This window comes from Alcaligenes sp. MMA, assembly GCF_020907215.1.
Classification (GTDB): domain Bacteria; phylum Pseudomonadota; class Gammaproteobacteria; order Burkholderiales; family Burkholderiaceae_B; genus Alcaligenes; species Alcaligenes aquatilis.
In genome coordinates this window covers 130,580-157,434 of sequence record NZ_JAJJPP010000001.1, presented here as the reverse complement: position 1 = coordinate 157,434, position 26,855 = coordinate 130,580, and the positions used below count along the sequence as shown (strand labels likewise).

23 protein-coding genes are annotated in these 26,855 nt (G+C 56.8%); 19 read left to right on the top strand and 4 right to left on the bottom strand.

Features of this window, described 5'->3' with window-relative positions:
• Positions 1–155 precede the first annotated feature (155 nt).
• Positions 156–1,061, top strand: coding sequence for an alpha/beta hydrolase (locus LNA76_RS00665; RefSeq protein WP_230017619.1), 906 nt, complete (start codon positions 156–158; stop codon positions 1,059–1,061).
• A 196-nt stretch (positions 1,062–1,257) separates the two neighbouring features.
• On the opposite strand, the gene LNA76_RS00660 is transcribed toward LNA76_RS00665, so the two are convergent.
• Positions 1,258–2,733, bottom strand: a complete 1,476-nt coding sequence (locus tag LNA76_RS00660) for an NAD-dependent succinate-semialdehyde dehydrogenase (RefSeq protein ID WP_230017617.1) — start codon at positions 2,731–2,733, stop codon at positions 1,258–1,260.
• A 110-nt stretch (positions 2,734–2,843) separates the two neighbouring features.
• The gene (putA, locus tag LNA76_RS00655) at positions 2,844–6,629 is read right to left on the bottom strand and encodes a trifunctional transcriptional regulator/proline dehydrogenase/L-glutamate gamma-semialdehyde dehydrogenase (protein ID WP_230017616.1); all 3,786 of its coding nucleotides are present in this window, start codon (positions 6,627–6,629) and stop codon (positions 2,844–2,846) included.
• 117 nt (positions 6,630–6,746) lie between these two features.
• Here putA and LNA76_RS00650 point away from each other — a divergent pair, with 117 nt between their 5' ends.
• Positions 6,747–7,232, top strand: a complete 486-nt coding sequence (locus LNA76_RS00650) for an Lrp/AsnC ligand binding domain-containing protein (protein ID WP_094197427.1) — start codon at positions 6,747–6,749, stop codon at positions 7,230–7,232.
• Positions 7,233–7,360: 128 nt separating this feature from the next.
• On the opposite strand, the gene LNA76_RS00645 is transcribed toward LNA76_RS00650, so the two are convergent.
• Positions 7,361–7,948: a helix-turn-helix domain-containing protein gene (locus LNA76_RS00645; protein WP_094197428.1), complete on the bottom strand. Its 588-nt coding sequence runs from the start codon at positions 7,946–7,948 to the stop codon at positions 7,361–7,363.
• A gap of 138 nt (positions 7,949–8,086) precedes the next feature.
• On the opposite strand from LNA76_RS00645, the gene LNA76_RS00640 reads away from it, so the two are divergent.
• The 3 genes from LNA76_RS00640 (at position 8,087) to dbpA (ending at position 12,034) form a co-directional block, all read left to right on the top strand.
• Entirely contained in the window at positions 8,087–9,049 is a 963-nt protein-coding gene (locus LNA76_RS00640; protein WP_094198411.1) for an ornithine cyclodeaminase family protein, read from the top strand.
• Between the two features lie 36 nt (positions 9,050–9,085).
• Positions 9,086–10,378: an MFS transporter gene (locus LNA76_RS00635; protein ID WP_094197429.1), complete on the top strand. Its 1,293-nt coding sequence runs from the start codon at positions 9,086–9,088 to the stop codon at positions 10,376–10,378.
• 255 nt (positions 10,379–10,633) lie between these two features.
• A complete protein-coding gene (gene dbpA, locus LNA76_RS00630) occupies positions 10,634–12,034 on the top strand; it encodes an ATP-dependent RNA helicase DbpA (protein ID WP_094197430.1) in 1,401 nt (466 codons plus the stop codon).
• A gap of 15 nt (positions 12,035–12,049) precedes the next feature.
• Here the strand turns inward: dbpA and LNA76_RS00625 are convergent, their stop codons facing one another.
• Positions 12,050–13,006 carry a LysR substrate-binding domain-containing protein gene (locus LNA76_RS00625; protein ID WP_108727827.1) on the bottom strand — a complete coding sequence of 319 codons (957 nt, stop codon included), beginning with the start codon at positions 13,004–13,006 and terminating at the stop codon, positions 12,050–12,052.
• Positions 13,007–13,390: 384 nt separating this feature from the next.
• On the opposite strand from LNA76_RS00625, the gene hcaE reads away from it, so the two are divergent.
• From hcaE to LNA76_RS00555, 14 genes are all read left to right on the top strand, one after another.
• Entirely contained in the window at positions 13,391–14,749 is a 1,359-nt protein-coding gene (gene hcaE / locus LNA76_RS00620) for a 3-phenylpropionate/cinnamic acid dioxygenase subunit alpha (RefSeq protein ID WP_094197434.1), read from the top strand.
• A complete protein-coding gene (gene hcaF, locus LNA76_RS00615; RefSeq protein WP_094197435.1) occupies positions 14,746–15,294 on the top strand; it encodes a 3-phenylpropionate/cinnamic acid dioxygenase subunit beta in 549 nt (182 codons plus the stop codon). Before hcaE ends, hcaF begins: the two co-directional genes overlap by 4 nt.
• Before the next feature lie 28 nt (positions 15,295–15,322).
• Positions 15,323–15,643, top strand: a complete 321-nt coding sequence (gene hcaC / locus LNA76_RS00610) for a 3-phenylpropionate/cinnamic acid dioxygenase ferredoxin subunit (RefSeq protein WP_094198412.1) — start codon at positions 15,323–15,325, stop codon at positions 15,641–15,643.
• Positions 15,640–16,455 (top strand): 3-phenylpropionate-dihydrodiol/cinnamic acid-dihydrodiol dehydrogenase, encoded by an 816-nt coding sequence (hcaB, locus tag LNA76_RS00605; RefSeq protein ID WP_094197436.1) that lies wholly within the window; start codon positions 15,640–15,642, stop codon positions 16,453–16,455. The genes hcaC and hcaB overlap by 4 nt, the downstream gene beginning before the upstream one ends.
• Positions 16,455–17,750: a 3-phenylpropionate/cinnamic acid dioxygenase ferredoxin--NAD(+) reductase subunit gene (hcaD, locus tag LNA76_RS00600; RefSeq protein ID WP_230017615.1), complete on the top strand. Its 1,296-nt coding sequence runs from the start codon at positions 16,455–16,457 to the stop codon at positions 17,748–17,750. Before hcaB ends, hcaD begins: the two co-directional genes overlap by 1 nt.
• 19 nt (positions 17,751–17,769) lie before the next feature.
• Complete coding sequence (locus LNA76_RS00595) at positions 17,770–18,717, top strand: 3-carboxyethylcatechol 2,3-dioxygenase (RefSeq protein ID WP_230017614.1); 948 nt, start codon at positions 17,770–17,772, stop codon at positions 18,715–18,717.
• A 32-nt stretch (positions 18,718–18,749) separates the two neighbouring features.
• A complete protein-coding gene (locus LNA76_RS00590) occupies positions 18,750–19,604 on the top strand; it encodes an alpha/beta fold hydrolase (RefSeq protein ID WP_094197438.1) in 855 nt (284 codons plus the stop codon).
• Position 19,605: 1 nt separating this feature from the next.
• Positions 19,606–20,403: a 2-keto-4-pentenoate hydratase gene (gene mhpD / locus LNA76_RS00585; RefSeq protein ID WP_108727828.1), complete on the top strand. Its 798-nt coding sequence runs from the start codon at positions 19,606–19,608 to the stop codon at positions 20,401–20,403.
• 25 nt (positions 20,404–20,428) lie between these two features.
• A complete protein-coding gene (locus LNA76_RS00580) occupies positions 20,429–21,376 on the top strand; it encodes an acetaldehyde dehydrogenase (acetylating) (protein WP_035272042.1) in 948 nt (315 codons plus the stop codon).
• A 17-nt stretch (positions 21,377–21,393) separates the two neighbouring features.
• Entirely contained in the window at positions 21,394–22,428 is a 1,035-nt protein-coding gene (gene dmpG / locus LNA76_RS00575) for a 4-hydroxy-2-oxovalerate aldolase (RefSeq protein ID WP_094197440.1), read from the top strand.
• Positions 22,429–22,569: 141 nt separating this feature from the next.
• Positions 22,570–23,814, top strand: a complete 1,245-nt coding sequence (gene mhpT / locus LNA76_RS00570; RefSeq protein WP_094197441.1) for a 3-(3-hydroxy-phenyl)propionate transporter MhpT — start codon at positions 22,570–22,572, stop codon at positions 23,812–23,814.
• A 370-nt stretch (positions 23,815–24,184) separates the two neighbouring features.
• On the top strand, positions 24,185–24,802 hold the full coding sequence (locus tag LNA76_RS00565) for a hypothetical protein (RefSeq protein ID WP_230017613.1): 618 nt from the start codon (positions 24,185–24,187) through the stop codon (positions 24,800–24,802).
• Between the two features lie 626 nt (positions 24,803–25,428).
• Positions 25,429–25,992, top strand: coding sequence for a fimbrial protein (locus LNA76_RS00560; RefSeq protein WP_230017612.1), 564 nt, complete (start codon positions 25,429–25,431; stop codon positions 25,990–25,992).
• Between the two features lie 65 nt (positions 25,993–26,057).
• Positions 26,058–26,813 (top strand): fimbrial biogenesis chaperone, encoded by a 756-nt coding sequence (locus LNA76_RS00555; RefSeq protein WP_230017610.1) that lies wholly within the window; start codon positions 26,058–26,060, stop codon positions 26,811–26,813.
• Positions 26,814–26,855 lie beyond the last annotated feature (42 nt).

The window sequence follows — 26,855 nt, the reverse complement described above, 5'->3', positions numbered from 1 at the left end:
GCAAACTCTTCATCGCCCACAATGAGCAATGAACGATTGATCATTCGCCCCTCATCATAGAGATACGATTTGTTGTCCGGGTATTGGTTTTCTGAGATATCACAGGCCCTATAATCAAGAATGATTCCTGTTTAGCCTTCTGCAATCTGACCTTGATGAAAACCTCCTTACCCCGCTTTCTGCTCAGTGCCGCCACGCTCTGCCTGGCCTGCACGCTGCCCGCCCAAGCCCAACAAACTACCCGCCCCTGGAACGAATCAGTGGGCCCCACCATCGTGGATCAGCAACAAAGCCTATACCGCTTCGAGACGCTGATCATGTCCTCGGAAGACGGCAAGCGGCACTACAAAATACAGATAGGCACCCCGAACCGCCCCGCTCCCGCACGCGGTCATCCGGTGATTTATATGGTCGATGGCAATGCCGCCATGGCCAGTATTGATGTGGACGACCTGAAAGCCATCAGCAGCCTGTCTGCGCCGGTACTGGTCGCCATTGGCTACGACACCGAAGCACGTCACGATGTGATTGCCCGCTCCTTCGACTACACGCCTCCGGTCACGGAGAACGGCGTCAGCAAGCCGGTGGAAGTACGGGGTCGTTTAGGGGGCGGCGCCGATATTTTTCTGGACTATATAGAAACGCACATCAAGCCTGCAGTAGAAGCGCGCGAGCCTATTGATCGCTCCCGCCAGACGCTGTGGGGCCACTCTTATGGTGGCCTGTTTACCTTGCATACCCTGTTTACCCACCCTGATCTGTACCAGCGGTACGTGGCGGGCGATCCTTCACTGTGGTGGTACGACGGAATTCTGGTCAAGACGGCTCAGACCTTTGATACAAGGCGGGCCAAGGACAAGCAGATCGCCATCATGGTCGGCGGACAGCGCCGCAGTACATCCATGAGCAATGCTGCGGCACAATGGTCCACACAGGATATGGCCAAGCATTTGCAAGAGGCCGGGCTGAACGTCAGCTACGAGAACTTCAGCGAGCTGAACCACGGGCAGATGCTGGCCGCCTCCTTGAAACCCGCCCTGCGAATTGCGGCCCAACCGTGATGCCTTCGAACCGAAAGCATCACCACTGAGCACCACATCAGTGCCCTGCCCTCAAGGGCGCTGAGCCGCCCCCACAAAGCCGCCATCGGGCAAGGTCAATACATTGAAAAGCGCCGGTTCAACCTCCGGCCCCTTAGTATGAATGCCATCAATAATGGCGCCTTGTTGCGGCGCTGTGCGCGATAGGGATCGCTCCCTATAGTTGCTGGCACAGGTACTTGATTTCCAGGTACTCGTCGAGACCGTAGCGTGAACCTTCGCGGCCCAGGCCAGATTGTTTGATGCCCCCAAATGGGGCTACTTCGTTAGAGATCAGACCGGTGTTTACACCAACCATGCCGTACTCCAAGGCCTCACCCATCCGCCAGACTCGCGCGTTGTCCCGGGTGAACAGGTAGGCGGCCAAGCCATATTCGGTATCGTTGGCCATGGCAATGGCCTGTTCTTCAGTGTCAAAGCGGAACAATGGAGCCACTGGGCCGAATAACTCTTCACGGGCCACACGCATGGCTGAGCTCGCCTCCCCCAAGACCGTGGGCAAGAAGTAGGTCCCGCCTAAGGGGTGGGGTTTACCGCCTAGCAGAACACGGGCCCCGTGTTCAAGGGCATCCTCAATCAGCTCACTCAGATGATCGACGGCTTTTTGCTCGATTAATGGGCCTTGTTCTACACCCTCATCCATCCCGTTGCCCACTTTCAGAGTGGCAACACGTTCGCTTAAGCCTTTGGCAAAACGATCATAAATGCCGTCCTGCACCAGAAAACGGTTAGCACATACACAAGTCTGACCACTGTTGCGGTATTTAGAGGCTATCGCTCCCTCAATGGCGGCATCCAGATCGGCATCATCAAAGACGATGAACGGAGCGTTGCCACCCAACTCTAACGACAGACGTTTGATGGTAGGAGCACATTGCGCCATCAGCAAACGACCCACTTCGGTCGAGCCGGTAAACGATAGCTTGCGCACAATGGGACTTTCCGTCAACGCAGCCCCCACCACGCTGGACGAGCCTGTGACCAATTGGAATACACCGGCAGGAATACCCACCTGCTCGGCCAGCGCCGCCAAGGCCAGGGCGGTCAGGGGAGTCAGGCTGGCAGGACGAACAATAATGCTGCAACCCGCAGCCAAAGCAGGCGCTACCTTGCGAGTAATCATGGCCGCAGGGAAATTCCAGGGAGTAATGGCCGCACACACACCCACAGGCTGCTTGACCACCACAATGCGCTTGTCCGCCTGAGGGTGCCCCATCACGTCGCCGTATACGCGCTTGGCTTCTTCGCTGAACCACTCTACAAAGGAGGCGGCGTACAGCACTTCACCGCGCGCCTCCGCCCAGGGCTTGCCCTGCTCCAGGGTCATGATGGTGGCCAGATCGTCTGCGTTGGCAACCAAGGCATCGAACCAGGCGCGCAACAGCTTGGCACGCTCGTGCCCGCTGCGAGCCTTCCATGCGCGCTGGGCCACTTCAGCATCGCTGATGACCGCTTCAATTTCTTTCGTGGCCAGGCTGGCAACATTGGCCAGGCGCTCGCCCGTAGCAGGGTTCAGAACGGCAAAGGTATTGCCATCCGCTGCGCTGACCCAACCCCGAGCCGTCCAGGACTGATCGTTAGCCAGGCGGGGATTGTTCAGTTTATGAATCAATGATGCCGCTATAGTGTTCATTATGGTCGACCTATTTCTAAAATGATGAACCCGATCAAAAACATCAAGGTCAAACAATCGGAGCCTCAAAGAACTGAGGCTCCAGTTTACCTACAGAACATCCATATCGCTTAGGCCATCGTCATCAGGCTTGCATTCCCTCCAGCAGCAGCCGTATTAACGCTCAAGACTCGCTCCTGAACCAGTCGCTCCAACGCAATCGCATGGTCTCCTGGAGCTAATGCCGTAATACTGACAATCATTCCCTCTCGGGCCGCGATCCGTTGCTGCCAACGTTGCAATGAACTGGCCTGTCCGTGATGCAGCATGGCATCAATGTAGCAGCGCTCCAGATCATCAGACAGCGTAATGGCCGAACGCAGCAAGGCGGGCAAACGGGCATGTAGTCTCTGTGCCTGCTCATCATGCGCATCCCATACCATCTGACTGCCAACAGCCAACACGGCGCACAATTGCGCGATACGATCGCGCTCATTATCTGCCACGCCCAGCACGGCCTGACGAGGCACTAAGCGATAGGTATTGGACTCCCCCGTTGGCCCACGCAGCTCAAAGCGTTGGTTACTGAAAAACGTCATCGGAGTACGCGTTGGAGCCAGTTCCGGATGCTGATCCAACCAATTGGCCAAGGCTTGTCGCGCAGACTCCTGTGGGTTCCCTAAGAACTGGCCTGCCCCGTCTGTGCCGAAAGGCTGACTGAGCGCCTGTTCAGGCCGCTCAGCCAATAAGCGATACAAGTACAAAGGTCCACCTGCTTTGGGCCCTGTTCCCGACAAACCCTCTCCACCAAACGGCTGTACTCCCACGACCGCCCCCACCGTATTGCGATTGACATACATATTCCCCACATGGCTGCGCGCCACAACATAGTCAATCGTTTCATCAATACGGGTATGCAAACCCATGGTCAGACCATAGCCCTTGGCCCGGATCTGCTCCAGCACTGCATCCAGTTGATCACGGCGATAACGCAGCAAGTGCAGTACCGGGCCAAATACCTCTTGCGTCAAATCGGACAGATCAGGCAGCTCAATCAAGGTCGGCGCAATAAAGGTGCCGTTAGCCGTTGTCAGCGTGCGGGCGGCCTCACCGCCCAGACTCAACTGATGGACGACATGACCCTTGGCACGCATTTTTGCAATATGCCGCTCAATCCCCTCTTGAGCCCGTTGATCAATCACCGGACCAATATCATTCGCCCACTCAACAGGATTGCCCACTCGCAATTGAGCCATCGCACCCTGCAACATGGTGATCAAACGATCTGCCGCTTCTTCTTGGACAAATAAAACCCGCAAAGCCGAACAACGCTGCCCGGCGCTATCGAAAGCCGATACGATCACATCCTGCACAACCTGCTCAGTCAATGCAGACGAATCGACAATCATGGCATTTTGCCCCCCCGTCTCCGCAATCAGAGGCACCGGTCCCCCATGCCGACCGATACGTTGGGCAACCGTCGCCTGCAAACCACGAGCCACTTCGGTTGAGCCAGTAAACATGACGCCTTGCACACGATCATCCGAAGTCAGCTGTGGCCCCACCACACTGCCCCGGCCAATCACCAGTTGCACAGCCTGGCGCGGCACACCCGCGTCCCACAAGATACGAACCGCTTGGGCGGCAATCAAGGAGGTCTGCTCCGCCGGCTTGGCCAACACCGTATTGCCCGCCGCCAGAGCAGCAGCCACCTGACCCGTGAAAATCGCCAAGGGGAAGTTCCAGGGGCTGATACACACTATTGGCCCTAGCGGTCGATGGCTGTGATTGGAAAACTGGACCTGTACTTGCTGGGCGTAATAACGCAGAAAATCCACCGCTTCACGGACCTCGGCAATCGCATTGGCATAGGTTTTACCCGCCTCGCGCACCAGTATTCCCATCAGAGGCTGCATTTGCGCCTCCATGCCATCAGCAGCCCGCAACAAAATTGCTGCACGCTCGGCAGGCTCGACCGCAGCCCATTGAGGAAAATACTGACTGGCCGTCTGCAAGGCCAATTCCACCTGCTGCGCTGTCGCACTGTATACCTGACCGAGCTGATCGCGATGATCCGCTGGATTTACGATCGCCGTCACCACAGCTGCGGCCAAATCATCATGCGGCGTCTCCGTGCCCAACATGGCTTGCACCTGCATAGACGTGCTCGCTTCCTGCTGCAAGGTTTGCGAAAGCGTCTTTAACTGCTGCTCATCGGCTAGATTCAGTCCCCATGAGTTGGGGCGAGATGCACCATACAAATCGCGTGGCAAGGCAATGCCAGCATGCGGCAAGCCAAGCTGCCCCTCTTGCGCGGCCATTTGCTCGACCTGCAACACAGGATCACGCACCAGTTCGCCCAGCGCGATGCTCTCGTCCGCGACCTGATTCACAAACGACGTATTGGCCCCATTTTCCAGTAAGCGCCGCACCAGATACGCCAACAAAGTCTCATGCGTACCAACGGGTGCATAAATGCGGCAAGGTCGCCCCAGCTTGCCTTGCTCGGGGTGGCCCACCACCTGCTCGTACAAGGGTTCCCCCATCCCGTGCAAGCACTGGAATTCATACTGTCCCGAATGATACTGATCAGGCCCAGCCAGCTCATAAATGCTAGCCAGTGTCTGAGCATTATGAGTGGCAAACTGGGGATAGATTTGCTCTGGTGCGGCCAGCAGTTTGCGTGCGCACGCGACATACGACAGATCAGTGTAGGGCTTACGCGTATAGACCGGATAACCTTCCAGGCCGTCTAACTGCGCCCGTTTGATTTCACTGTCCCAATACGCACCTTTGACCAGACGAACCATCAAACGCTGATTACTGCGACGGGCCAGATCAATGACATAGTCAATGACATACGGGCATCGCTTTTGGTAGGCCTGGATCACAAAGCCAATTCCTTTCCAGCCCCGCAAGTCTGGCTCGAAACAAAGCCGCTCCAACAGGTCCAGGGAAATCTCCAGGCGATCGGCCTCCTCCGCGTCAATATTCAGACCAATATCGTAGTGACATGCCAGACGGGCCAGCTTTAACACCAAGGGATACAACTCTTCGTGCACCCGGTCAATCTGGGCACGGCTGTAACGCGGATGCAAGGCAGATAACTTGATGGAAATCCCTGGGCCGTCATAAACGCCACGGCCATTAGAGGCCTTGCCAATGGCATGAATAGCCTGCTCGTAATCTTGCAGATAGCGTTGGGCATCGGCCGCCGTCAATGCCGCCTCACCGAGCATGTCGTAGGAATAACGAAAGCCTTTGGCCTCTAAGGAGCCTGCGTGTTGCAAGGCTGCCTGGATGGTTTCACCCGTCACAAACTGCTCGCCCATCATGCGCATTGCCATATCCACCCCTTTGCGAATCAGGGGTTCACCACCTTTGGCGATCAGGCGCCCCAGCGAGGCCGACATTCCAGTTTCGCTATAGGTGGATACCAGTTTGCCCGTCACCATCAAGCCCCACGCGGCGGCGTTGACAAAGATGGGCGCGCCTTTCTTGCCGACGTGTTGACGCCAATTGCCATGACTGATCTTGTCGCGAATCAAGGCATCGCGTGTTGCCGTATCAGGGATACGCAACAAGGCCTCGGCCAGACACATCAGGGCAATGCCTTCCTGGGACGACAAGGAAAACTCCTGTAAGAGGCCCTGCACCAGTCCCGACTTGCCGGTGGCGGTTTTACGCTGTCGCAACGCTCCGGCAACCCGCAGTGCCAAAGCCTGCGCCCGGGTCGCCATCTCACCCGGTAAACGAGCCTGCTCCAACAGACTGGGCACAAGCTCGGTTTCTGGACGCAGCCAGGCCCGAGTAATGGCTTGCCGCAACGTGGATTGCTCCAACCAAGGCGTCAAAGCGGCAAAGGAGTGGACTGCTGCACGAACTGGCGACGCGCACGCACCTTGTTGTAGGACCATGAACTACCCCTGCAATAAATACGAAAGACAGATTGATGACAAATTTTTCGCTATTATTAAGGAATAAATGTAAAATTTCTCACCATATTCACATCGATCTATAGTGAAAAATAAATCATGAAAGACCAAGAGCACCAACTTGACAAGCAAGACCTGAAAATTCTGGACTTGCTCCAGCAAGACGGACGTATTGCCAACACAAAACTGGCCGAAGCCGTTGCCCTGTCTCCAACGGCAGCTCTGGCTCGGGTGCAACGTCTGACACGAGAAGGCTATATCCTGGGCTACGAGGCCCGGCTCAATCCGGCCAAGCTCAAGGCAGGGATGTTGGTGTTTGTTGAAGTATTGTTAGACCGCACCACGCCCAACGTATTTGAAGAGTTCAAGCTGGCGCTGCAGGATCGACGCGAGGTCATGGAGTGCCATATGGTGGCTGGTGGCTTTGACTACCTGCTCAAAACCCGCCACGAAGATATGAGTGCGTACCGGGACTTTGCCGGTCGCGTGCTATGGAAACTACCCGGTATCCGAGAAACCCGCACCTTTGCCGTCATGGAAGAGGTCAAAAGCTCTATGGCCCTGGATTTAAGCCGGATCTGGTAACTGAGATAGTTCTTTAGGGGCGCCGTCCGCGCCCATCTTACCGTCGAGCCAAGCCGTCCTGCGCGATGCCAAGCGCAACGCTGAGGCGGCCCGACCTTGCCATTGTTACCTGCTGATCGGCCAGCGCGTCACTCACCCAAGGAGGGATGTGAACTTACCCACAGCACGGTGGCGTCCTGCTCGCCACCGGAAATACAGGCATGTCCCATCGCGCTGTCAAAGTAACAGGAGTCTCCACTTTCCAGCTCCAGAGGCGCATAAAAATCCGTGTGTATCACCACCGTCCCTGTCAACACATAGATGAACTCCTCGCCATCATGCCGCAACAAGGTCTTAAAGGCCTTGGAGTCATGCGCCTTGATCGTCGTTACCAAGGGGATAAATTGCTTATCTGCAAGATCGCTATGCAAAATTTCATAACTGTACTGACGCGTATCGTGCACCACCCCTTCCCCCCGTCGAGACACGCTGCGTCTACCTAGGGGCGTGGGTTTGGAAGTGTGGCCAAACAGCTCGCCCACATGCACATCTAATCCTTGGGCCAGGGCAGCGATTTTTTCGTACGTCGGAGAGAGCTGCCCATTTTCAATCTTGGATAAGGCCGAGGCAGAAATCCCCGATCGCTCACTTAATTGTTGCAGGGTCAATTTGGCCTGACGGCGTAATTGATTCAGTTTGACGGCCAATACATTGACGGGATCATCAGGGGGGGTCATGGCAGTTTTTAAGGCTTCCTGGATGCACTACCTATGGAAAACCCTAAAAGAGGATTTTCCAATATGGCAATATTATTTCGTATAAGAAATATTTTCTCAAAATTACAGGCATGCGCCTGTACGTTGATGGTAGATCACATGCAAATCCTGGATCAAGCTCAAACTGAGCACTCCATGCCTTTCGATCGTCTTTTTGATGCAATCGAATCCATGTTCATTGAAGGCTGCAACGTGCCTTTACGGCATAACCACGCCATTGAAAACGCCGGTCACGCAACCGGCACCCTGCTGCTGATGCCCGCCTGGCAAGCCGGTAAACATCTGGGCCTGAAAACCGTGTCCATTTTCCCGGACAATAACACTCAGGGCCTGCCTGGCCTGCACTCAACCTATACCCTGTTTGATGCGACTACAGGCAAACCACTGGCGGCCTTGAACGGCGATGTCATCACCTCCCGTCGTACCGCTGCCGCCTCGGCCCTGGCTGCACGCTGGCTCAGCCGCCCAGACTCGCAAACACTGCTGGTCGTTGGCGCAGGTCGGATTGCCAGCCTGCTGGCCGATGCCTATCGCACCGTCCGCCCCATCCGCACGGTCTTGGTCTGGGATCGGAATGCCGACAATGCTCTCGCCTTGGTCGAACGGCTAAACCGCGATGGCTTTGACGCTCATCATGTGCGTGAGCTGGAAAGCGCTGCACGACAAGCTGACATCATTACCTGCGCCACCCTGGCCACCGAACCGCTGATTAAAGGCGAATGGCTGCAAGCTGGCACTCACCTGGATCTGATCGGTAGCTTCATGCCCACCATGCGCGAGAGCGATGATGCCTGCTTTACACGCGCCACCGTTTTTGTTGATACCGATGAAGCAGCGATGAAATCGGGCGACATTCTGGAACCCATCAAATCCGGAAAATTCGATCCGGCTGACATTACCGCCACGCTGGAAGATCTGTGTCAGGGCCGACACCCTGGCCGCCAGAGTGCCGACGAAATCACACTGTTCAAAGCCGTTGGCACAGCCTTGGAAGACCTGGCTGCCGCGACACTGGCTTATGACCTTTGGCAAGAACAATCCTCTACTTTTACACCGGGCTGATTGGCTCAACGCGAACCAATAACAAGGAAACCCCTCATGACGGCAAACGTCACCCCTCCCGCACAACGTGCCTCCGCCAAGCGCGTTCTTCTGGCTAGCCTGACAGGCAGTTCTATTGAATGGTTTGATTATTTTCTGTACGGCACAACCGCCGCACTCGTTTTTAACAAGCTGTTTTTCCCTACCTTCGACCCTGTCGTCGGTTTAATGCTGGCCTACCTCTCCTTTGCCCTGACCTTCTTCATTCGTCCCTTGGGCGGTTTGATCTTTGCCCATATTGGGGACCGAATCGGACGCAAGAAAACCCTGGTCATCACCTTATCCATGATGGGCGGGGCTACCGTTCTGATTGGACTGCTGCCTGGCTACGATACGATCGGCGTCTGGGCCCCCATTTTGCTGGTGCTGCTGCGTCTGATTCAAGGTTTGGGGATTGGTGGAGAATGGGGCGGAGCCTTGTTACTGGCCTATGAGTATGCGGCGCCGAACCGACGCGGGCTGTTTGGTAGCGTTCCGCAGATGGGAGTGACCATTGGCATGCTGCTGGCCACCTTGGCCATGACCTTGATGAGCCTGCTGCCCGATGAGCAGTTCATGAGCTGGGGCTGGCGCATCCCCTTCCTGGCAAGCGCCGGACTGGTTTTTCTTGGCCTATGGGTACGTAATGGCATTGATGAGACACCGGACTTTCAAAAAGCCAAGCAGGAGGGTCAAGTCGCCAAAATGCCATTGGTTGAAACCTTGCGAGACCATTGGCGTGAAGTGCTGATCGCCATCGGTGCCAAGATTGTGGAAACGGCGCCATTTTATTTGTTCTCGACCTTTGTAGTCAGCTACGCCACCAGCAGCACATTGCAGTACGAACGTTTTGATGTTCTTAACGCGGTGACCGTCGCCACGCTGGTCACCACCTTCTGCATTCCACTGATGGGACTGCTGTCTGACTATATCGGCCGCGTCAAAGTATTTATTGCTGGGGCAGTAGCCATGGCCTTGTTTGCCGTCCCTTACTTCCTGCTGCTTGACCAACGTTCTACCACATCCCTGATGATTGCTACGGTTGTTGCCCTGGGTCTGATCTGGGCACCGATCACCGCCGTGCTGGGCACCATGTTTTCGGAGATTTTCGCCACACGTGTCCGCTATACCGGCATTACCCTGGGTTATCAAATCGGTGCCGCCTTGGCCGGTGGGACAGCACCACTGATCGCAACATGGCTCATGAGTCGTTACGACGGCTCCTGGGTGCCTGTCGCGGTCTACATCATCGTTGCCGCGCTCATCTCGATTGCTGCCGTGTCAGCCGTACGAGTCCGCAAACCAGAATAAGCCAACAACAAGCGGGTTCGCCACGCTTTCCCAGACCGCCGATAAACCCCAGGTTCGATAACTTGGGGTTTATTTTTTTGTGCGCCAAGCCAAGCAATCAGACCGTCGATCACAGCAGCGTGATCTGCTCCTGGCAGACTCACCTGCGCTGGGCTGCAGATGCCACACAGTGATCCGAGCAACAACATTAAGATGCCGCACACCAGGCGATACCGGTAAACTGTCGCTAAATCCTTTATTTTGCAGTTCTTTTTGATGTCACCCATCGTGCCCCATACCTCTTTCAGTACCCTTCCCCTTTTGCCCGCCTTGCTTGAAACCCTGGATAGCCTGGGTTTTGAAAAAATGACGGCCATTCAGGAACAGAGCCTGCCGCTGATTCTGCAAGGCCGCGACCTGATTGCCCAAGCCAAGACCGGCAGCGGCAAAACCGCCGCATTTGGCCTGGGTCTGTTGCAAACCCTCAACCCCAGCAAACTGACGCCACAAGCCCTGGTAATCTGCCCCACGCGCGAACTGGCCGATCAGGTCACGACCGAACTGCGTCGTCTGGCCCGCCAGATTCCTAACGTACGTATGCTGACGCTGTGCGGTGGGGTTCCCTCGCGCCCGCAAACAGAAGCCTTGCGCAACGGTGCTCACGTAGTGGTGGGCACACCGGGCCGCATCCAGGACCACCTAGAGCGCGGCAACCTGGACTTGTCCGCCCTGAAAACCCTGGTACTGGACGAAGCCGACCGTATGGTGGACATGGGCTTTCACGATGACATCGTGGCCATTGCCTCGCACTGCCCGCCCCGTCGTCAAACCCTGCTGTTCTCGGCCACCTACCCGGAAAACATTCGCAAGCTAAGCGCCCGCTTTCTGCATAACCCCGCCGAAGTCAAAGTGGAAGCCCTGCACGATGCCAGCCAGATCGAACAGATTTTTTACGAAGTTCACCCCGAGCAGCGTTTGTCTGCTGTGGTGACCCTGCTGGAGCATTTCCGCCCCTGCTCGACCCTGGTTTTCTGCAACACCAAGATGCGTTGCCAGGAAGTCGTCGAAGAGCTGCAATCCGAAGGTATCCAGGCTCTGGCCTTGACCGGTGATCTTGAGCAGCGTGATCGCGACGAAATTCTGGTGCAGTTCTCCAACCAGAGCTGCGCTGTGCTGGTCGCCACCGACGTGGCCTCGCGTGGTCTGGATATTCAGAATCTGGGGGCTGTCATCAACGTAGACGTCACCAAAGACAGCGAAGTGCATATCCACCGCATTGGCCGTGTTGGTCGTGGTGATCAAAAAGGCCTGGCCTTGAATCTGGTCTCGCGCAACGAGCTGCGCTGGGTCAAGCTGATTGAAGACTTCCAGGGCCGTGAAGTGAAATGGGGCAATCTGAAAGCCTTGCGATCTCAATCAAAAGAACCCTTGCGCGCACCCATGATGACACTGGAAATTCAGGGTGGCAAAAAAGACAAGCTGCGCCCCGGCGACCTGCTCGGTGCCTTGACGCGTGATGTCGGTCTGAAAGGGGACCAGGTCGGCAAGATTGCCATTACCGACGCCCGCTCCTACGTGGCCCTGGATCGTGGAATTGCCCGTCAATTCTTTGACCGTATTTCCAACGCCAACATCAAAGGTCGCCGCTTCCGTATGCGCTTTGTGGAAGACAAATGAGGCCTGCCTTGCTGACTACATACAGGCTATTTTGCTGGGTGCCTGTTTCAAATGACTGCTGGCCGCGGAGGGTCCTGAACCATGCCAGCGTGCCAGCTCTCGTATGCGCTCTATCAGGCTGGCAGCCGCTTCGCTCATGCTGCCTGTCTCTCGTGGGTAGGCCATCAATAACTCGCAACGCGGGCCGCCGCCGATCAAGGGTCGTGACACCACGTTCTTGGGCATGAAGTATTCCGCGTAGGTTGGCAACAAGGTGTAGCCCAATCCAGCCGCGACCAGATTAATGCTCATCAGGGGGTTGGCCGAATTGTAGGTATGCTCGGGCACCACCTTGTGATGGGCCAGATAGCGAGCCAGCACATCGTGCATGGAGCGGCCATAAGAGCGATCCACGGCAATCATGGGCAGGCGGTTCAAACGCGCCGGAGGAATCAAGCTATACGCTTCCAGGCGATGACCTTTGGGTAGATAGACCCGCAAGGGCTCATCCAATACCACTTCGCTACAAACATTGGTGGCTCGCACCGGGCCACGCATGAAAGCCAGATCCAGTTCCCCTCGGGCCATGGCGCCTTCTTGCTCGTTGGATGTCAGGCTACGCAGCACCACATCCACCTGGGGGAAAGCCGCCCGAAAAGCGGGCAATACCGCTGGAAAGATACGCACCTCTGCCGCCGGGACAAAGCCTATCGTCAGCACTTCCCTGGCTTGCGAAGCCGCCTTGCCCGCACGTATCACCGCCTCTTCCACTTTTTGCAAAATCTCGCGGGCGTCATCCAGGAAAACGGCTCCGGCCTCCGTCAACTCGACCTTGCGACGAGTACGGTTCAACAAGGGATAACCAATATCCTCTTCCAGATTGCGGATCTGCTCACTCAAGGAGGGTTGAGAGGTATAGAGCCGCTCAGCAGCACGGGTGAAATTCAACTCTTCCGCGACTGCAACGAAGTAACGCAAGTGTCGCAATTCCAAGTTAGTCTCCTGTCAAATTAGTCGCCCTGTCCGGCTCTGACCCGAACAGCATAGGGCTCGGCCTGCGGTATTTCTCCCGAACAAGCCGTTCTTGCAAGCACTATTGTCGCTGCTCCAAAGGCGTTACAAGCGACTGCGATTTTCATTGCTGCAGCGCAGCAATTGGGATTCTCGTAAACCCTAAGTACCTGTAAAGCCGCATCAATATTGGCCTTCAGACTTAAACCCTATACATGCCAGGGTCTTAAAGCCGACTTATCGGGTTTGCCGATCACCCGATCTAAAGCAAGTATTGGTCGAATTCATTTCAAGCTTCTACATTTTGCCGTTGGCGACAAAAACCTGTTTCGCAAAAGCACGCATTGCAATAGCGAGGAGCAAGCGATGGGAATCAACCCTGAAAAAATCGAAGCCTTGGTCGATGCACGTAATGGACGCGTTACCCCTTCCATTTACACCGACCCGGATATTTATGAGCTGGAGCTGGAGCGCATCTTTGGCCGCACCTGGCTGTTCCTGTGTCACACCAGCCAGATCCCCAAAGCGGGAGACTTCTTCAATACCTATATGGGCGAGGACCCGATTATCGTTGTCCGTCAAAAAGACGGCTCGATCAAGGCCTTCCTGAACCAATGCCGACACCGCTCGATGCGCGTGTCCTATGCCGACTCGGGCAATACCAAAGCCTTTACCTGTCCCTACCACGGCTGGAGCTATGGCACCAACGGCGATCTGGTGGACGTACCGCTGGAGCCGCGCGCCTATCCGCAAGGCTTGTGCAAGGAAAAGTGGGGTCTGCAAGAAGTGACCCGCGTCAAAGTATACAAGGGTCTGGTCTTTGGCAACTGGGATGCGAGCGCTCCTGATCTGGAAGAATACATGGGCGATATCGCCTGGTATCTGGACGGTGTGTTGGACCGACGCGAAGGCGGGACTGAAATCATTGGCGGGGTTCAGAAATGGACCATCGAATGCAACTGGAAATTCCCCGCTGAGCAATTCGCTTCCGACCAATACCACGCTCTGTTCTCGCACGCTTCTGCTGTGCAGGTGCTGGGCCAAAAACCGGGTGACGAAGACAAGGCGCTAGGTGCCGGTCAAACCGCCCGCCCGGTCTGGGAAACCGCCAAAGACGCCGTCCAATATGGCCAACGCGGCCATGGCAGTGGCTTCTTTTTTACCGAACAGCCCGATGCCAACGTGTGGGTAGACGGTGAGGTCTCGCAGTACTTTCGCGACACCTATGCCGAAGCGCACGAGCGCCTGGGCGAAGTGCGTGCCCTGCGTCTGGCTGGCCACAACAATATGTTCCCGACACTGAGCTGGCTGAACGGTACCGCAACGCTGCGCGTCTGGCATCCACGCGGCCCGAACCAGGTGGAAGTCTGGGCATTTTGTATTGCCGATGCCGCCGCTCCCGACAATGTGAAGGCGGCCTTTGAACGCAGCGCCACCCGCGCTTTTGGTCCTGCCGGATTCCTGGAGCAGGACGACTCCGAGAACTGGGCTGAGATCCAAAAAATCCTGCGTGGCAAACGCGCCCGTGGCACCCAGTTGTGCATGGAAATGGGCCTGGGTAACGAAGGTCTGCGTAGCGACGGCGTGCCAGGCGTCACCAACTACATCTTCTCCGAAACCGCCGCTCGCGGCCTGTACAAGTACTGGGCCGACCTGATGGTGTCCGAGACCTGGGATGAAGTCCTGGAGCGCAGCCGCGTCTACGAAGAGGAGTTGGTGAAATGAGCGCCGTCATTGAAGAACCGACCCAAACAGCCATCGTCGATATGCAACTGCATCATGAAATTGCTGACTTCCTGTACATGGAAGCCGAGTTGCTGGACGACTGGCAGTTTCGCGACTGGCTGGACCTGCTGTCCGAGGATGTGCACTACCACATGCGCAGCACCACCAATGCGCAAACCCGCGACCGTCGCCGCAGCGTGCAGCCACCCACCACCTGGATCTTTAACGACAACAAGTTCCAACTGGAACGTCGCGTCGCTCGCCTGGAAACCGGCATGGCCTGGGCCGAAGAACCTCCTTCGCGCACCCGCCACTTTGTCAGCAACCTGCGTATTCGCCCCACTGCCGACGGCCAGGGTTACGAAATTCGTAGCAACTACATCCTGTACCGCGCCCAGAAAGAGAAGGACGAGACCTGGTACGCCGGCAAACGCCTGGACTATGTACGCCGTGCAGACAACCGCTTTGGTTGGGAGCTGTATGAACGCGAGATCGTTCTGGATCAAGTGGTCATTACATCCCACAACCTGAGCGTTCTGTTCTGACCCTGCTCACTTTCCGATGTTGATTGATATGACACGCATTACCGCATGTGAAACCGGTGCCCTGGCCGATGGCGAGGCACTGAAGATAGACACTCCCGACCGTCAGATTGCCCTGTTCAATATTGATGGCACCTTCTATGCGACTGACGACCGTTGCACACATGGCAACGCGTCCATGTCCGAAGGCTATGTCGAGGACGATGGCACAGTGGAGTGCCCACTGCACGCTGCCCGTTTCTGCCTGAAAACGGGCGCGGCCCTGTGCCAGCCCGCCACCGAGGCGCTACGTACCTATCCGGTAATCATCAGCGAAGGCATGGTCTATATCGATCTGGAGGCCCAGGCATGAACGGCTGGCTACAAAACGAAGTCGCTTTGATCACCGGCGGCGGCTCAGGCCTGGGTCTGGCATTGGTGGAGCGCTTTCTCCAGGAAGGCGCATCCGTGGCGGTACTGGAACGCTCGGCAGAAAAATGTGCCGATCTGGAACAGAAGTTTGCAGGCAAAGTGCTGGCTATCCAGGGCGATGTGTGCAGCGCGGCGGACAACCAGAAAGCCGTGGCTGCCACGGTTGCCCGCTTTGGCAAGCTGGACTGTTTTATTGGCAACGCCGCAGTCTGGGACCACGGTGCCCGGCTGATCAACACCAGCATCGAGCAATTGGACACTGGCTTTGACGAGCTGTTTGCCATCAACGTCAAAGGCTATCTGCTCGGTGCCAAGGCAGCCGCCGCTGAACTGGTCAAATCCTGCGGCAGCATGATTTTCACCTTAAGCAATTCGGCCTTTTACGCCGAAGGCGGCGGCCCGCTCTATACCGCCAGCAAACATGCAGCGGTCGGTCTGATTCGCGAGCTGGCGTTTGAGCTGGCCCCTAAAGTGCGTGTCAACGGCGTGGGGCCCTGCGGCATGAAAACCGATCTGCGTGGCCCACAAGCCTTGGGCCAGCAAGATACGCGCATCATGGACTCGCGCTCGCCCGACGCCATCAAAGCAATTTTGCCCCTGCAATTCTTTCCCGAGCCTGAGGAATTCACCGGCCCGTTTGTGCTGCTGGCCTCGCGCCAGAACAACCAAACGCTGACCGGCGTCATGATCAATGCCGACGCAGGCCTGGGAATACGCGGCATACGTAATGTGGCCGGTGGACTGGAGCTGTGATGCAGACACCTCATATTGTGATTATCGGGGGGGGACAAGCCGGAGCCACGGCCGCCGCTGAACTGCGCCGCCGTGAATTTGCCGGGCAGATCACCCTGGTCGGTGAGGAGCCGTACCTGCCCTACGAGCGTCCGCCCTTGTCCAAAGATGCCTTGTTGGACCCGGACAATGTGCAGCTCAACGTGCATCCGGAACACTTTTACACCGAGCAGAACATCACCCTGAAACTGGGGGTTCGTGCGGATACGATTGATGCTCAACAAGGCTGCGTCACCCTATCCAATGGCGAAACCCTAAAGTATGACAGCCTGTTGCTGGCTACCGGCGCACAAGCCCGCCGTCTGCCCGAGCTGGACGCGCTGGGTTCGGTATCGCATGTCTTGCGTACGCTGGACGACGCCAACCGTATCCGTGCCCAGCTCAAGCCTGGCAGCCATGTCTTGCTGGTCGGAGCGGGCGTTATTGGTTTGGAACTGGCCTCCAGCCTGATCGCCTTGGGTGCCAGTGTAGAACTGATCGACCCCGCCGCCCGGGTCATGTCGCGCAACGCACCGGAAGTTCTCAGCCAGTATCTGCAGACCGTACATGAAGCGCGCGGCGTGCGCTTTCACCTGGGCACACAGGTCAGCAAGGCCCACCTCGACCAAGAACAGAAAGTCGTGCTGACACTGGACAATGGTCAGGAGCTGCAAGGTGACCTGCTGATTTACGGTGTCGGTGTGACGATTGATACCCGCTTGGCCGACAGCGCCGGATTGCACACCGAACAAGGTGCCATCGTGATTGATGAGCATGGTCGCAGTTCCCAGCCTGCCATTTATGCGGCGGGTGACACTACCGTGCAAATCGGTATGGATGGACGCTGGCAACGGCAAGAAACCTGGGAAAACGCCAATCATCAAGCCTGCATGGCCGTCTGCCACATGCTCAACCAGGAGCCGGCTCAGGCCAGCCCGGCTTGGTTCTGGACAGACCAATGCGATATGAACATCCAGTTTGCCGGGGATATGGCCGCTGCCCACTGGATTGTGCGCGGCGATCTGGACACGCCTCCTTTTGTCCTGATTGGTCTGGACCCCGAAGGGGCCATCTGTGGAGCCATCACCGTCAATCAAGGCCGTGACATGCGCCCGCTTAAAGAGCTGATCGAACGCCGGGCTGTCCTGCCGCTGGAGGTCTGGAACGACACTGCCCAGAACCTGCGCAACCTGGCCAAACAAATCGCACAGGCAACAAACAGCCCAGCCGCAATCGCTGCAGTGGCAGTCGAAGCAGCGGCCCCCTTACACCCATAATCAGAGTCAGGAGACTGGCATGCAGGCACACCTGGAGTGTCTTTCACACACGCCGTTGCTGGGTCACCACGACCCAGCCCAAGCCGTACTGGACGAAGTCTTTGCGGTACAGAAAGCCGCCCGCGAACGTGTCGCGGCTTTCAAACCTGATCTGATCGTGCTGTTCACTCCCGATCATTTCAACGGTTTTTTCTACAACGTCATGCCCAGCTTTTGCATAGGCACTGGCGCCCATGCCATTGGTGATTTTGACAGCCTGGCCGGACGCCTGGACGTGCCCTTCGAGCTGGCGACACAATGCGCCACCCATGTGATCAATAGCGGCGTGGATGTGGCCATTTCGCACGATATGCAGCTCGATCATGGTGCCGCCTATCCGCTGGAACATCTGGTGGGTAGTCTGGATCAGTACCCGGTCATCCCGGTGTTTATCAATTCGGTGGCCGCCCCCTTGCCGACCTTCAAACGTGCCCGTTTGCTGGGCGAGGCCATCGGGCAATGGGCCCGCTCGACCGGCAAGCGCGTGCTGTGGATCGGTTCGGGTGGCTTGTCGCATCAACCTCCTGTGCCGGTGTATGCCGAGGCACCCGATGCCGTGCGTCGCTCGCTCGATGGCGAGGGCTACACGCTCTCGCCCGAGGCGCGTGCTGCCCGTACACAACGCACCATTGATGCCGGCAAAGCCTTTACTCAGGACCCTTCTGTTCTGCACCCACTCAACCCCGAGTGGGACCAGGGCTTTCTGAATCTGCTTCAAACACAAAGCTACCAACAGCTCGATGAAGTGGCGAACGATGACGTCTCGGCACTGGCTGGGCGCAGTGCCCACGAGGTTAAGACCTGGGTGGCCGCTTTTGCCGGACTGTCAGCCTATGGCCCTTATGAAGCGGGGCATCGCTATTACCGCGAAATTCCCGAGTGGATTGCCGGCTTTGGTGGCTTGTCCGCCCATCCGCGCCAGAACTGAAATCCACCACAACAAAACCTCAGGAGATTGTCATGAGTCTGAATGAATCTGATTACAGCCGTTTCGCGACCGTGGTCGAGGAAGGCAAAGAACTGCGCATCCATTACAACGATTTGGGCCAGGGTGAACAGACGGTCGTCATGTTGCACGGCTCGGGCCCCGGTGCCACCGGCTGGGCCAACTTCAACCGCAATATTGAACCGCTCACGCAAGCTGGCTACCGCGTCTTGCTGATCGATTGCCCTGGCTGGGGCAAGAGCGATTCCATCGTCAACAGCGGTTCGCGCTCGGACCTGAACGCCCGTGTGGTGAAAAGCATTATTGACCAACTGGGCATAGACAAAATCCACATGCTGGGTAACTCCATGGGCGGTCATAGCTCGGTTGCCTTTGCCCTGACCTGGCCTGAACGTGTGGCCAAGCTGGTTCTGATGGGTGGCGGCACGGGTGGCATGAGCCTGTTTACTCCTATGCCCAGCGAAGGTATCAAGCTGCTGAACGGCCTGTACCGCGAACCCACGCTGGAAAACCTGAAACGCTTTAACAATGTGTTCGTGTTCGACGCCAGTGTGCTGACCGACGAGCTGCTGCAAGCGCGCCTGAACAATATGCTCAGCCGCAAGGATCACCTGGAAAACTTCCTGAAATCGCTGGAAGCCAACCCACGTCAGTTCCCGGATTTCAGCCCGCGTCTGCCCAGCATTAGCGCTCCTACCCTGATCATCTGGGGTCGTCAGGATCGTGTTGTGCCTTTCGATACCGGCCTGCGCCTGCTGGCAGGTATCCCCAATTCCGAGCTGCACGTCTACAACCAATGCGGTCACTGGGCGCAGTGGGAACATGCCGAGAAGTTCAACCAGTTGGTTCTGGATTTCCTGGAGCGTTGAGATGAGCGAAACATCCAGCGATCTGCTCGACACCCTGGCCAGCCGTTTGCGCCAGGCCGAGAACAGCAGTCAGTCCATCGAGCCGATTCGCAGCCTGATTGGTGAAGACAATGCCGAGGCAGCCTACACCATCCAGCGCATCAATATTGCCCGAGGTCTTGCCCAGGGCCGTCGCCTGACAGGCCGCAAGATTGGCCTGACCAACCCCAAGGTCCAGCAGCAACTGGGCGTGTCGCAACCCGACTTTGGCGCCCTGTTTGCCGACATGGCCTATGGCGATGGCGAAACCGTTCCTGTCGAGCGCGTCCTGCAACCGAAGATCGAGGCTGAAATTGCCCTGGTGCTGGATCGCGACCTGCCCCATGCCGACACCAGTTTTGGCGATGTCGCCGCCGCTGTGGGCTGGGTCATGCCCTCGCTGGAAATCGTCGGCAGCCGCATCGCCAACTGGGATATCCGCTTTGTGGATACCGTGGCCGACAACGCCTCCAGCGGTCTGTACGTGCTGGGCGGTCCGGCCCGCCGCCTGGACGGTCTGGACCTGCGCAATGCCCGCATGAGCCTGCATCGCAATGGAGAACTGGCCTCCAGTGGCAGTGGTGCCGAATGTCTGGGCCACCCCTTTAATGCCGCCGCCTGGCTGGCTCGCACCATGGCCAAACTGGGCGAACCGCTACGGGCCGGCGATCTGATTCTGACCGGTGCCCTGGGCCCGATGGCACCCGTTGCCCCCGGCGATCATTTTGAAGCCGTGATCGAGGGCATAGGCTCGGTATCCGTCACCTTCAGCGCAGGCTAAGTCCTCTTTGTACGGAGTAACACACATGACAAACCCCAACGGCATTGCCGTCGCCATCATTGGCTCGGGCAATATCGGCACCGACCTGATGATCAAGGTGATGCGCCAAAGCAAGCACCTGAAAATGGGCGCCATGGTCGGTATCGACCCGGCCTCCGATGGCCTGGCCCGTGCGGCCCGCCTGGGCGTGCCCACCACCCATGAAGGCCTGGACGGGCTGCTGAAGCTGCCCAACTTCAAGGACATTCGCATTGTGTTTGATGCGACCAGCGCCGGTGCCCACGCCCGTCACAATGCCGTCCTGCAAGAGCACGGCATCCAGGTGATTGATCTGACACCTGCCGCCATTGGTCCCTACACCATCCCGGTGGTCAACCTGGACGACAATCTGGACGCCCCCAACATCAATATGGTGACCTGTGGCGGACAAGCCACCGTGCCCATTATTGCGGCCGTCTCGCAGGTGACCCCGGTGCATTATGCCGAAATCATTGCCTCGATCTCGTCCAAATCGGCTGGTCCGGGCACCCGCGCCAATATTGACGAATTTACTGAGACCACCAGCAAAGCCATGCAGGTCGTGGGCGGTGCCACCGTGGGTAAAGCCATTATTGTGCTCAACCCGGCCGAACCACCCTTATTGATGCGCGATACCGTCTACACCCTGAGCGATCCGGGCAAGGAAGCGGAAATCGAACAATCCATCCAGCGCATGGCCGACAAGGTGCAGGCCTACGTGCCGGGCTATCGCCTCAAACAAAAAGTGCAGTTCGATGTCATCCCCGAGGACAAGCCCATCAATGTGCCTGGTCTGGGATGGCGTTCCGGCCTGAAAACCTCGGTGTTTATCGAAGTCGAGGGCGCGGCCCACTATCTGCCCGCCTATGCCGGCAATCTGGACATCATGACCAGTGCGGCATTGGCCTGCGCCGAGCGTCTGGCCCAAACCCGCCTGCTGACGCAAACCGCATGACACGCAAGGACATCACAATGGCACACGATCCCAACAAGAAGCTCTATATCTCCGATGTGACCCTGCGCGACGGCAGCCACGCGGTGCGTCATCAATACAGCGTGCAAAACGCCATGGATATTGCCCGTGCCCTGGACCAGGCCAAAGTCGATTCCATTGAAGTGGCCCACGGCGATGGTTTGTGCGGCTCCAGCTTTAACTACGGTTTTGGCGCGCACACCGACCTGGAATGGATTGAGGCCGTCGCCTCGGTTGTCACGCATGCCAAGATTGCCACCTTGCTGCTGCCCGGCATTGGTACCATCCACGATCTGAAGGCTGCCTACGACGCCGGTGCCCGTACCGTGCGGGTGGCCACTCACTGTACCGAGGCCGACGTCAGCAAGCAGTACATCGAATATGCCCGCAATCTGGGCATGGACACGGTGGGCTTTTTGATGATGAGCCACATGACGACCCCACAACACTTGGCCGAACAAGCCAAGCTGATGGAAAGCTACGGAGCGACCTGCTGCTATGTGGTCGATTCAGGCGGTGCCTTGAACATGAATGATGTGCGTGACCGTTTCCGCGCCTTCAAGGACGTGCTCAAGCCCGAGACCGAAACCGGCATTCACGCCCACCACAACCTGTCCCTGGGTGTGGCCAACAGCATTGTGGCCGTGGAAGAAGGCTGCGACCGTATCGATGCCAGTCTGGCGGGCATGGGCGCAGGAGCCGGCAATGCGCCCTTGGAAGTGTTTATTGCTGCCGCCGCACGCATGGGCTGGAACCATGGCACGGATCTGTACACCTTGATGGATGCAGCGGACGACATTGTGCGCCCCTTGCAAGATCGCCCCGTACGCGTCGATCGCGAAACCCTGGCCCTGGGCTATGCAGGCGTGTACAGCAGCTTCTTGCGTCACAGCGAAGTGGCCGCACAGAAATACGGCCTGAAAACCGTGGACATTCTGGTCGAACTGGGCAAACGCCGCATGGTGGGCGGTCAGGAAGACATGATCGTGGACGTGGCTCTGGACTTGCTGCAACGACAGGGCACCACGGCCTGATTTCAAAAAACTAAAAAGTTCTACCCCCGGCTCACCGCCGCTTTATCGCGCGATGAGTCGGGTTTCTGCACCCTGAATTCGGGGCGGGCAGGTGGCAGAAGCAAGAAAAAAAACGTCCCGGTAAACCGAGGAGACATTGAAATGACACAAACCCACGGCCGCAAGCACGCGGTCATTACGGTGGCGATCTGCTTTCTGATCGCTGTTATCGAAGGCATGGATATCCAGGCCGCTGGCATTGCCGTGAAAGGCGTGGCGGCAGAGTTCGGTCTGGATAAAACCTACCAAGGCTATTTTCTAAGCGCAGGCATTCTAGGGCTACTGCCCGGTTCGCTAATGGGCGGGCGCTGGGCAGATAAATACGGTCGCAAAGCCGTGTTGATTGCCTCGGTCGCCATCTTTGCCCTGTTTACCTTGTTCACCGCCTGGGTCAACAGCCTGGCCACCTTGTTGCTGGTGCGCTTTCTGGCCGGTGCTGGTTTGGGCGCAGCCATGCCCAATCTGATCACCTTGGCTGCCGAGTCCGTCAAACCCGAACACCGTGCCCGCGCCGTGGGCATGATGTATGCGGGCATGCCCGTTGGTGCAGCCATTTTGTCGCTGGTAGCCGCTTCCAACTTTGGCGAGAACTGGAAAAACATCTTCTACCTGGGTGGCTTGCTGCCTCTGCTGGTCATTCCCGTGATGGTGTGGCTGCTGCCTGAGTCACGCGAGTTTTTGCAAGCACGCCAGAATCGAACCATCGTACAAGGCCGCTTCCAGGACCTGTTCAGCAATGGTCTTGCCGCCCGTACCCTGCTCTTGTGGGTCAGCTATTTCTTCACATTGATGGTGGTGTATCTGATGCTGAGCTGGCTGCCCTCCCTGTTCCAGGAGCTGGGCTTTAGCCGTAAACAAGGCAGCACCGCCCAATTCTGGTTCATGGTCAGTGCAACCGTGGGCACCGTCTTGCTGGGCTATTTGACAGACCGCTGGCACAAGGCTTTGGTCATCGCCCTGATGTATGGCGGAATCCTGGCCGGTTTGCTCAGTTTGAACGGTGCTTCCGGGCTGGAGCAGATGTATTGGGCCGCCGCCTTGACTGGTGCTTTTGTGATCGGCTGCCAGGGTGTCTTGTATGCCTTTGGCGGCATCGTCTACCCCACTGCCGTGCGTGCCACGGGTGTTGGCACCGCCGCCGCAGTAGGCCGTATTGGCGCCACCCTGGGCCCCACCATTGCAGGCATGTTGCTTAGTCAGGGCTATGGCGCTGCTGGTGTAATCACCTCCGCCATCCCCTGCATTATTGTCTCGGCACTGTGCATGTTCCTGGTGGTACGTCAGATCAGTCAGGAGCAGACACAGGCATCCGGCACCTGCGCCCTGCCTGCAGCAGGGAAAGCCTAAAAGCAGAGCGGATTGCAGACCAACACCAAGCTGTGTGGTCCGCAGGGCAATCCTTCCATAAGCAGCCCTTGTGCTAAGGCTGCTGCCAACCAAGCGAAGGCACTAAAGACATGAGCCGCCCCCCAACGCCGAAGCCCGTATTCGACTTTGGGGGCGGCTCGAAATGGCACAGCCATCTTTTACAATGCCATGCCTGTTTTGCCCAAGCAGACTGATCGGCGGCCATCCCTGATAAGAATGAAAACAAGAATAAAGAATGACGGGATACAATGGCCGGCTGCTACTTTGACAGCATTTTTCTATAGCCTGGCCTAACCCTGCTGCGGGGAAACAAGAACAAGGCGCCAGGCCCAGCACGGAAACACGAGTGATGGACACAGTCATACTTCTTCTGATCGCCGCTATTGCCCTTCATTTTGTGCGGGCACGCTATCAACGCGGGCGCATTATCTTGCTGGGCCACCATCTGAGCAGCTTTCAGTTGGAACGCCACATGGAAACGCTGACAGAAGGCTATACCCGTGCGATTGGCGAACAGGATCTCTCGCGCCAACAGCAGGTTCTGGACATGTTTGCCCAGACTGAAAACGCCGTGGCTACCCAGATTCAATCCTTGGCCGATGCACTACAAAAAGAACCGGCAGAAAACACCCGTGTGGGCATGTTGCCTTTTTGTGTGCCTTACGCAGAACGAATCATCCCGTCCATGACGCGCGACTTTCGCCAGCTTTTGCAGATTCATGCCGCAGGTTTGCGCCATGTTGTCGACAATCCCGAGCAGTTGGACCCCAAAAGCCGTGCCTATCATTTGTCAGCCGAACTTTATCTGTTCCAACATAGCTGTCACTGGTTTTGCAAGTCCAAAACCGTGGCCGATGCACGCTTGCTAGCACGCCATAAAGTCACTCATCAAAAAGTGTTGGAGTCCGTGTCTGCCCAGACTCGCAGCGCCTATTTGCGCTGGCAGCAAGGCCAGGACAAGCAGTAAAAAAGGAGCCAGAACGGCTCCTTTTTTTATACATCACTATCATGACGACACCACCATCCGCACCGCAAAAGCCTCTGAAAAGTCTGGTATGAATTGTTCACGACTTTGCCGTTGGAACAGAACGACTGCTACGCCTGCACTTGCCCCCCAAAACAAAGCTGTGCAAGTGGCAAGAGCCAAACTTTAGCCCACATGGTTCGTTGAAAGGGCAAAGTCGGTTTCTTGATTTGCCTGCTCGTCACATCACACTCCTTATTCATCCATAATTAATTCCGGCCTATATGCAAATCGGCTTGAAATAAATTTTAAGAGTGTGAATTCTTTATTTATCTCAGACTATTCTTAGTTTTACTTTTCAACGACTTATATACAATCACACCTTACATGGGTTAATTGTCAATAACTGCAAAGTCACCCCAAACACCTCTTGACATGCGATTAATTAAAAAACCAACCCAGCCAATCAATTAATTTCATTTTTAAGAATAGTCCTAAATCTTTTCACCGATTGATTTCCTAAACTTCAATTGTGCTCTAAACCAAGCACATACCTGGGAACCTTCGAGCGCCCCAAGGCGTACAACAAGGTTGCTTCGTTTGTCCAACAACCGGAAGTCAAATCAATCATGAAAAAGATCCTTTTAGGCCTCACCATCCTTTCCGCTTTCGCCGCTGCCGGTGCTCAAGCCGAACCTGTTCTTGGTGCTCGTGGCAACATCAGCTTTATCGGTAGCATCAACGCTGACAGCTGCACCGTGCGCACCCCTGGTGCATCCAGCTCCGGCGCCAACATGCTGGTAGACATGGGCCCCGTCTCGGCCAAGACTCTGGGTACCGAAGCCGTACCTGCCACCTCCGAAGGCGGCCTGACCTCCATCGCCAAGAACATCGACATGCAAGTTGAATGTGCCAGCGGTACGAAAGTTGAACTGAAACTGGCCCCTACCACTACCTCCGGCAAGGGTATTGCAGTGACTGGCGGTGCACAAAACGTGCAGATCATGTTGCTTAGCAACGAAAACGTTCTGGACTTTACCGCCGGCTCCGCCAAGCTGGAAGCTCCTTACGTTAACGGTTCCATCAACATCCCTCTGACCGCGTACTACACCCGTAAAGCCGGTACTGAAGTTGCTGATGTCGTTGGCGGCCAAGCCAATGCCACCGTCGCTTACGAGCTGTCTTACGAATAAGACTGCCTAAGCTGCTGGCAAAGGGATTTCCCCTTGCCAGCACCCACCCTCAAGGAGAATGAACCATGTCTATCTCAACGTTCAAGAAACTGGCTTTTGGATGTCTAACCCTTGGCGCTGCGCTGTTAAGCAGCCATGCACAGGCATCAATCTCCTTGAGTGGTACCCGCCTGATCCTGCCCGAAAAACAACAAGAAGCGTCCATCGTAGTTCGCAACGAAAATTCGCCTGTACTGATTCAGTCCTGGTTAGAAACGAATACCGACCACGATCAAGCGGAACTACCTTTTGCTATCACACCCGCACTGGTCAAAGTTGCCCCGAACGCACAGCAGGTGATGCGTGTGCTTTACGCCGGTGGTGAGCAAGGTCTGCCCCGCGACCGTGAAACCGTACTGTGGCTGAACGTTCAAGAAATTCCACAGCAAGGCCCTGGCGACAATCAACTGCAGATTGCCATCCGCCAACGCATCAAATTATTTTTCCGCCCTGACGGCCTGCCCGGTTCGGCAGAGCAGGCCCCCGCTCAATTGCAGTGGTCTGTGGTGAACAGTCAGGGCAAACCCATGCTGGAGGTGCACAACCCCAGCGCCTACCACGTATCCATGTCCACCCTGAGCACCGCCAAAGGTCAGGAAATGGAAGACCCCGGCATGATTGCCCCTGGCCAGACTCGTCTCTTGCCACTGGGCCGCTCGGGTGCCCAGGACACCTTGCGGTTTCGGGCCATCAGCGACTATGGCAGTGCCGACCCTTATGAAGTTCGCCTGAACGGGCAGAACAAAGTTCAGGGCCGCGCCTTAAATCCGGACGCACCATAAAACGGCGGCCTAGACCGCCCAGCCTCCCCCGCCTCACGTCTG

Bases quoted from the DNA above. Each gene is read 5' to 3' on its own strand.
- LNA76_RS00560 (WP_230017612.1), top strand. From the start codon at position 25,429: ATGAAAAAGATCCTTTTAGGCCTCACCATCCTTTCCGCTTTCGCCGCT.
- LNA76_RS00565 (WP_230017613.1), top strand. From the start codon at position 24,185: ATGGACACAGTCATACTTCTTCTGATCGCCGCTATTGCCCTTCATTTT.
- dmpG (WP_094197440.1), top strand. From the start codon at position 21,394: ATGGCACACGATCCCAACAAGAAGCTCTATATCTCCGATGTGACCCTG.
- LNA76_RS00660 (WP_230017617.1), bottom strand. From the start codon at position 2,733: ATGAACACTATAGCGGCATCATTGATTCATAAACTGAACAATCCCCGC.
- hcaB (WP_094197436.1), top strand. From the start codon at position 15,640: ATGAACGGCTGGCTACAAAACGAAGTCGCTTTGATCACCGGCGGCGGC.
- LNA76_RS00665 (WP_230017619.1), top strand. From the start codon at position 156: ATGAAAACCTCCTTACCCCGCTTTCTGCTCAGTGCCGCCACGCTCTGC.
- putA (WP_230017616.1), bottom strand. From the start codon at position 6,629: ATGGTCCTACAACAAGGTGCGTGCGCGTCGCCAGTTCGTGCAGCAGTC.
- LNA76_RS00650 (WP_094197427.1), top strand. From the start codon at position 6,747: ATGAAAGACCAAGAGCACCAACTTGACAAGCAAGACCTGAAAATTCTG.
- mhpT (WP_094197441.1), top strand. From the start codon at position 22,570: ATGACACAAACCCACGGCCGCAAGCACGCGGTCATTACGGTGGCGATC.
- hcaF (WP_094197435.1), top strand. From the start codon at position 14,746: ATGAGCGCCGTCATTGAAGAACCGACCCAAACAGCCATCGTCGATATG.
- LNA76_RS00635 (WP_094197429.1), top strand. From the start codon at position 9,086: ATGACGGCAAACGTCACCCCTCCCGCACAACGTGCCTCCGCCAAGCGC.
- LNA76_RS00580 (WP_035272042.1), top strand. From the start codon at position 20,429: ATGACAAACCCCAACGGCATTGCCGTCGCCATCATTGGCTCGGGCAAT.
- LNA76_RS00645 (WP_094197428.1), bottom strand. From the start codon at position 7,948: ATGACCCCCCCTGATGATCCCGTCAATGTATTGGCCGTCAAACTGAAT.
- LNA76_RS00590 (WP_094197438.1), top strand. From the start codon at position 18,750: ATGAGTCTGAATGAATCTGATTACAGCCGTTTCGCGACCGTGGTCGAG.
- LNA76_RS00640 (WP_094198411.1), top strand. From the start codon at position 8,087: ATGCAAATCCTGGATCAAGCTCAAACTGAGCACTCCATGCCTTTCGAT.
- dbpA (WP_094197430.1), top strand. From the start codon at position 10,634: ATGTCACCCATCGTGCCCCATACCTCTTTCAGTACCCTTCCCCTTTTG.
- hcaD (WP_230017615.1), top strand. From the start codon at position 16,455: ATGCAGACACCTCATATTGTGATTATCGGGGGGGGACAAGCCGGAGCC.
- LNA76_RS00595 (WP_230017614.1), top strand. From the start codon at position 17,770: ATGCAGGCACACCTGGAGTGTCTTTCACACACGCCGTTGCTGGGTCAC.
- mhpD (WP_108727828.1), top strand. From the start codon at position 19,606: ATGAGCGAAACATCCAGCGATCTGCTCGACACCCTGGCCAGCCGTTTG.
- hcaE (WP_094197434.1), top strand. From the start codon at position 13,391: ATGGGAATCAACCCTGAAAAAATCGAAGCCTTGGTCGATGCACGTAAT.
- hcaC (WP_094198412.1), top strand. From the start codon at position 15,323: ATGACACGCATTACCGCATGTGAAACCGGTGCCCTGGCCGATGGCGAG.
- LNA76_RS00555 (WP_230017610.1), top strand. From the start codon at position 26,058: ATGTCTATCTCAACGTTCAAGAAACTGGCTTTTGGATGTCTAACCCTT.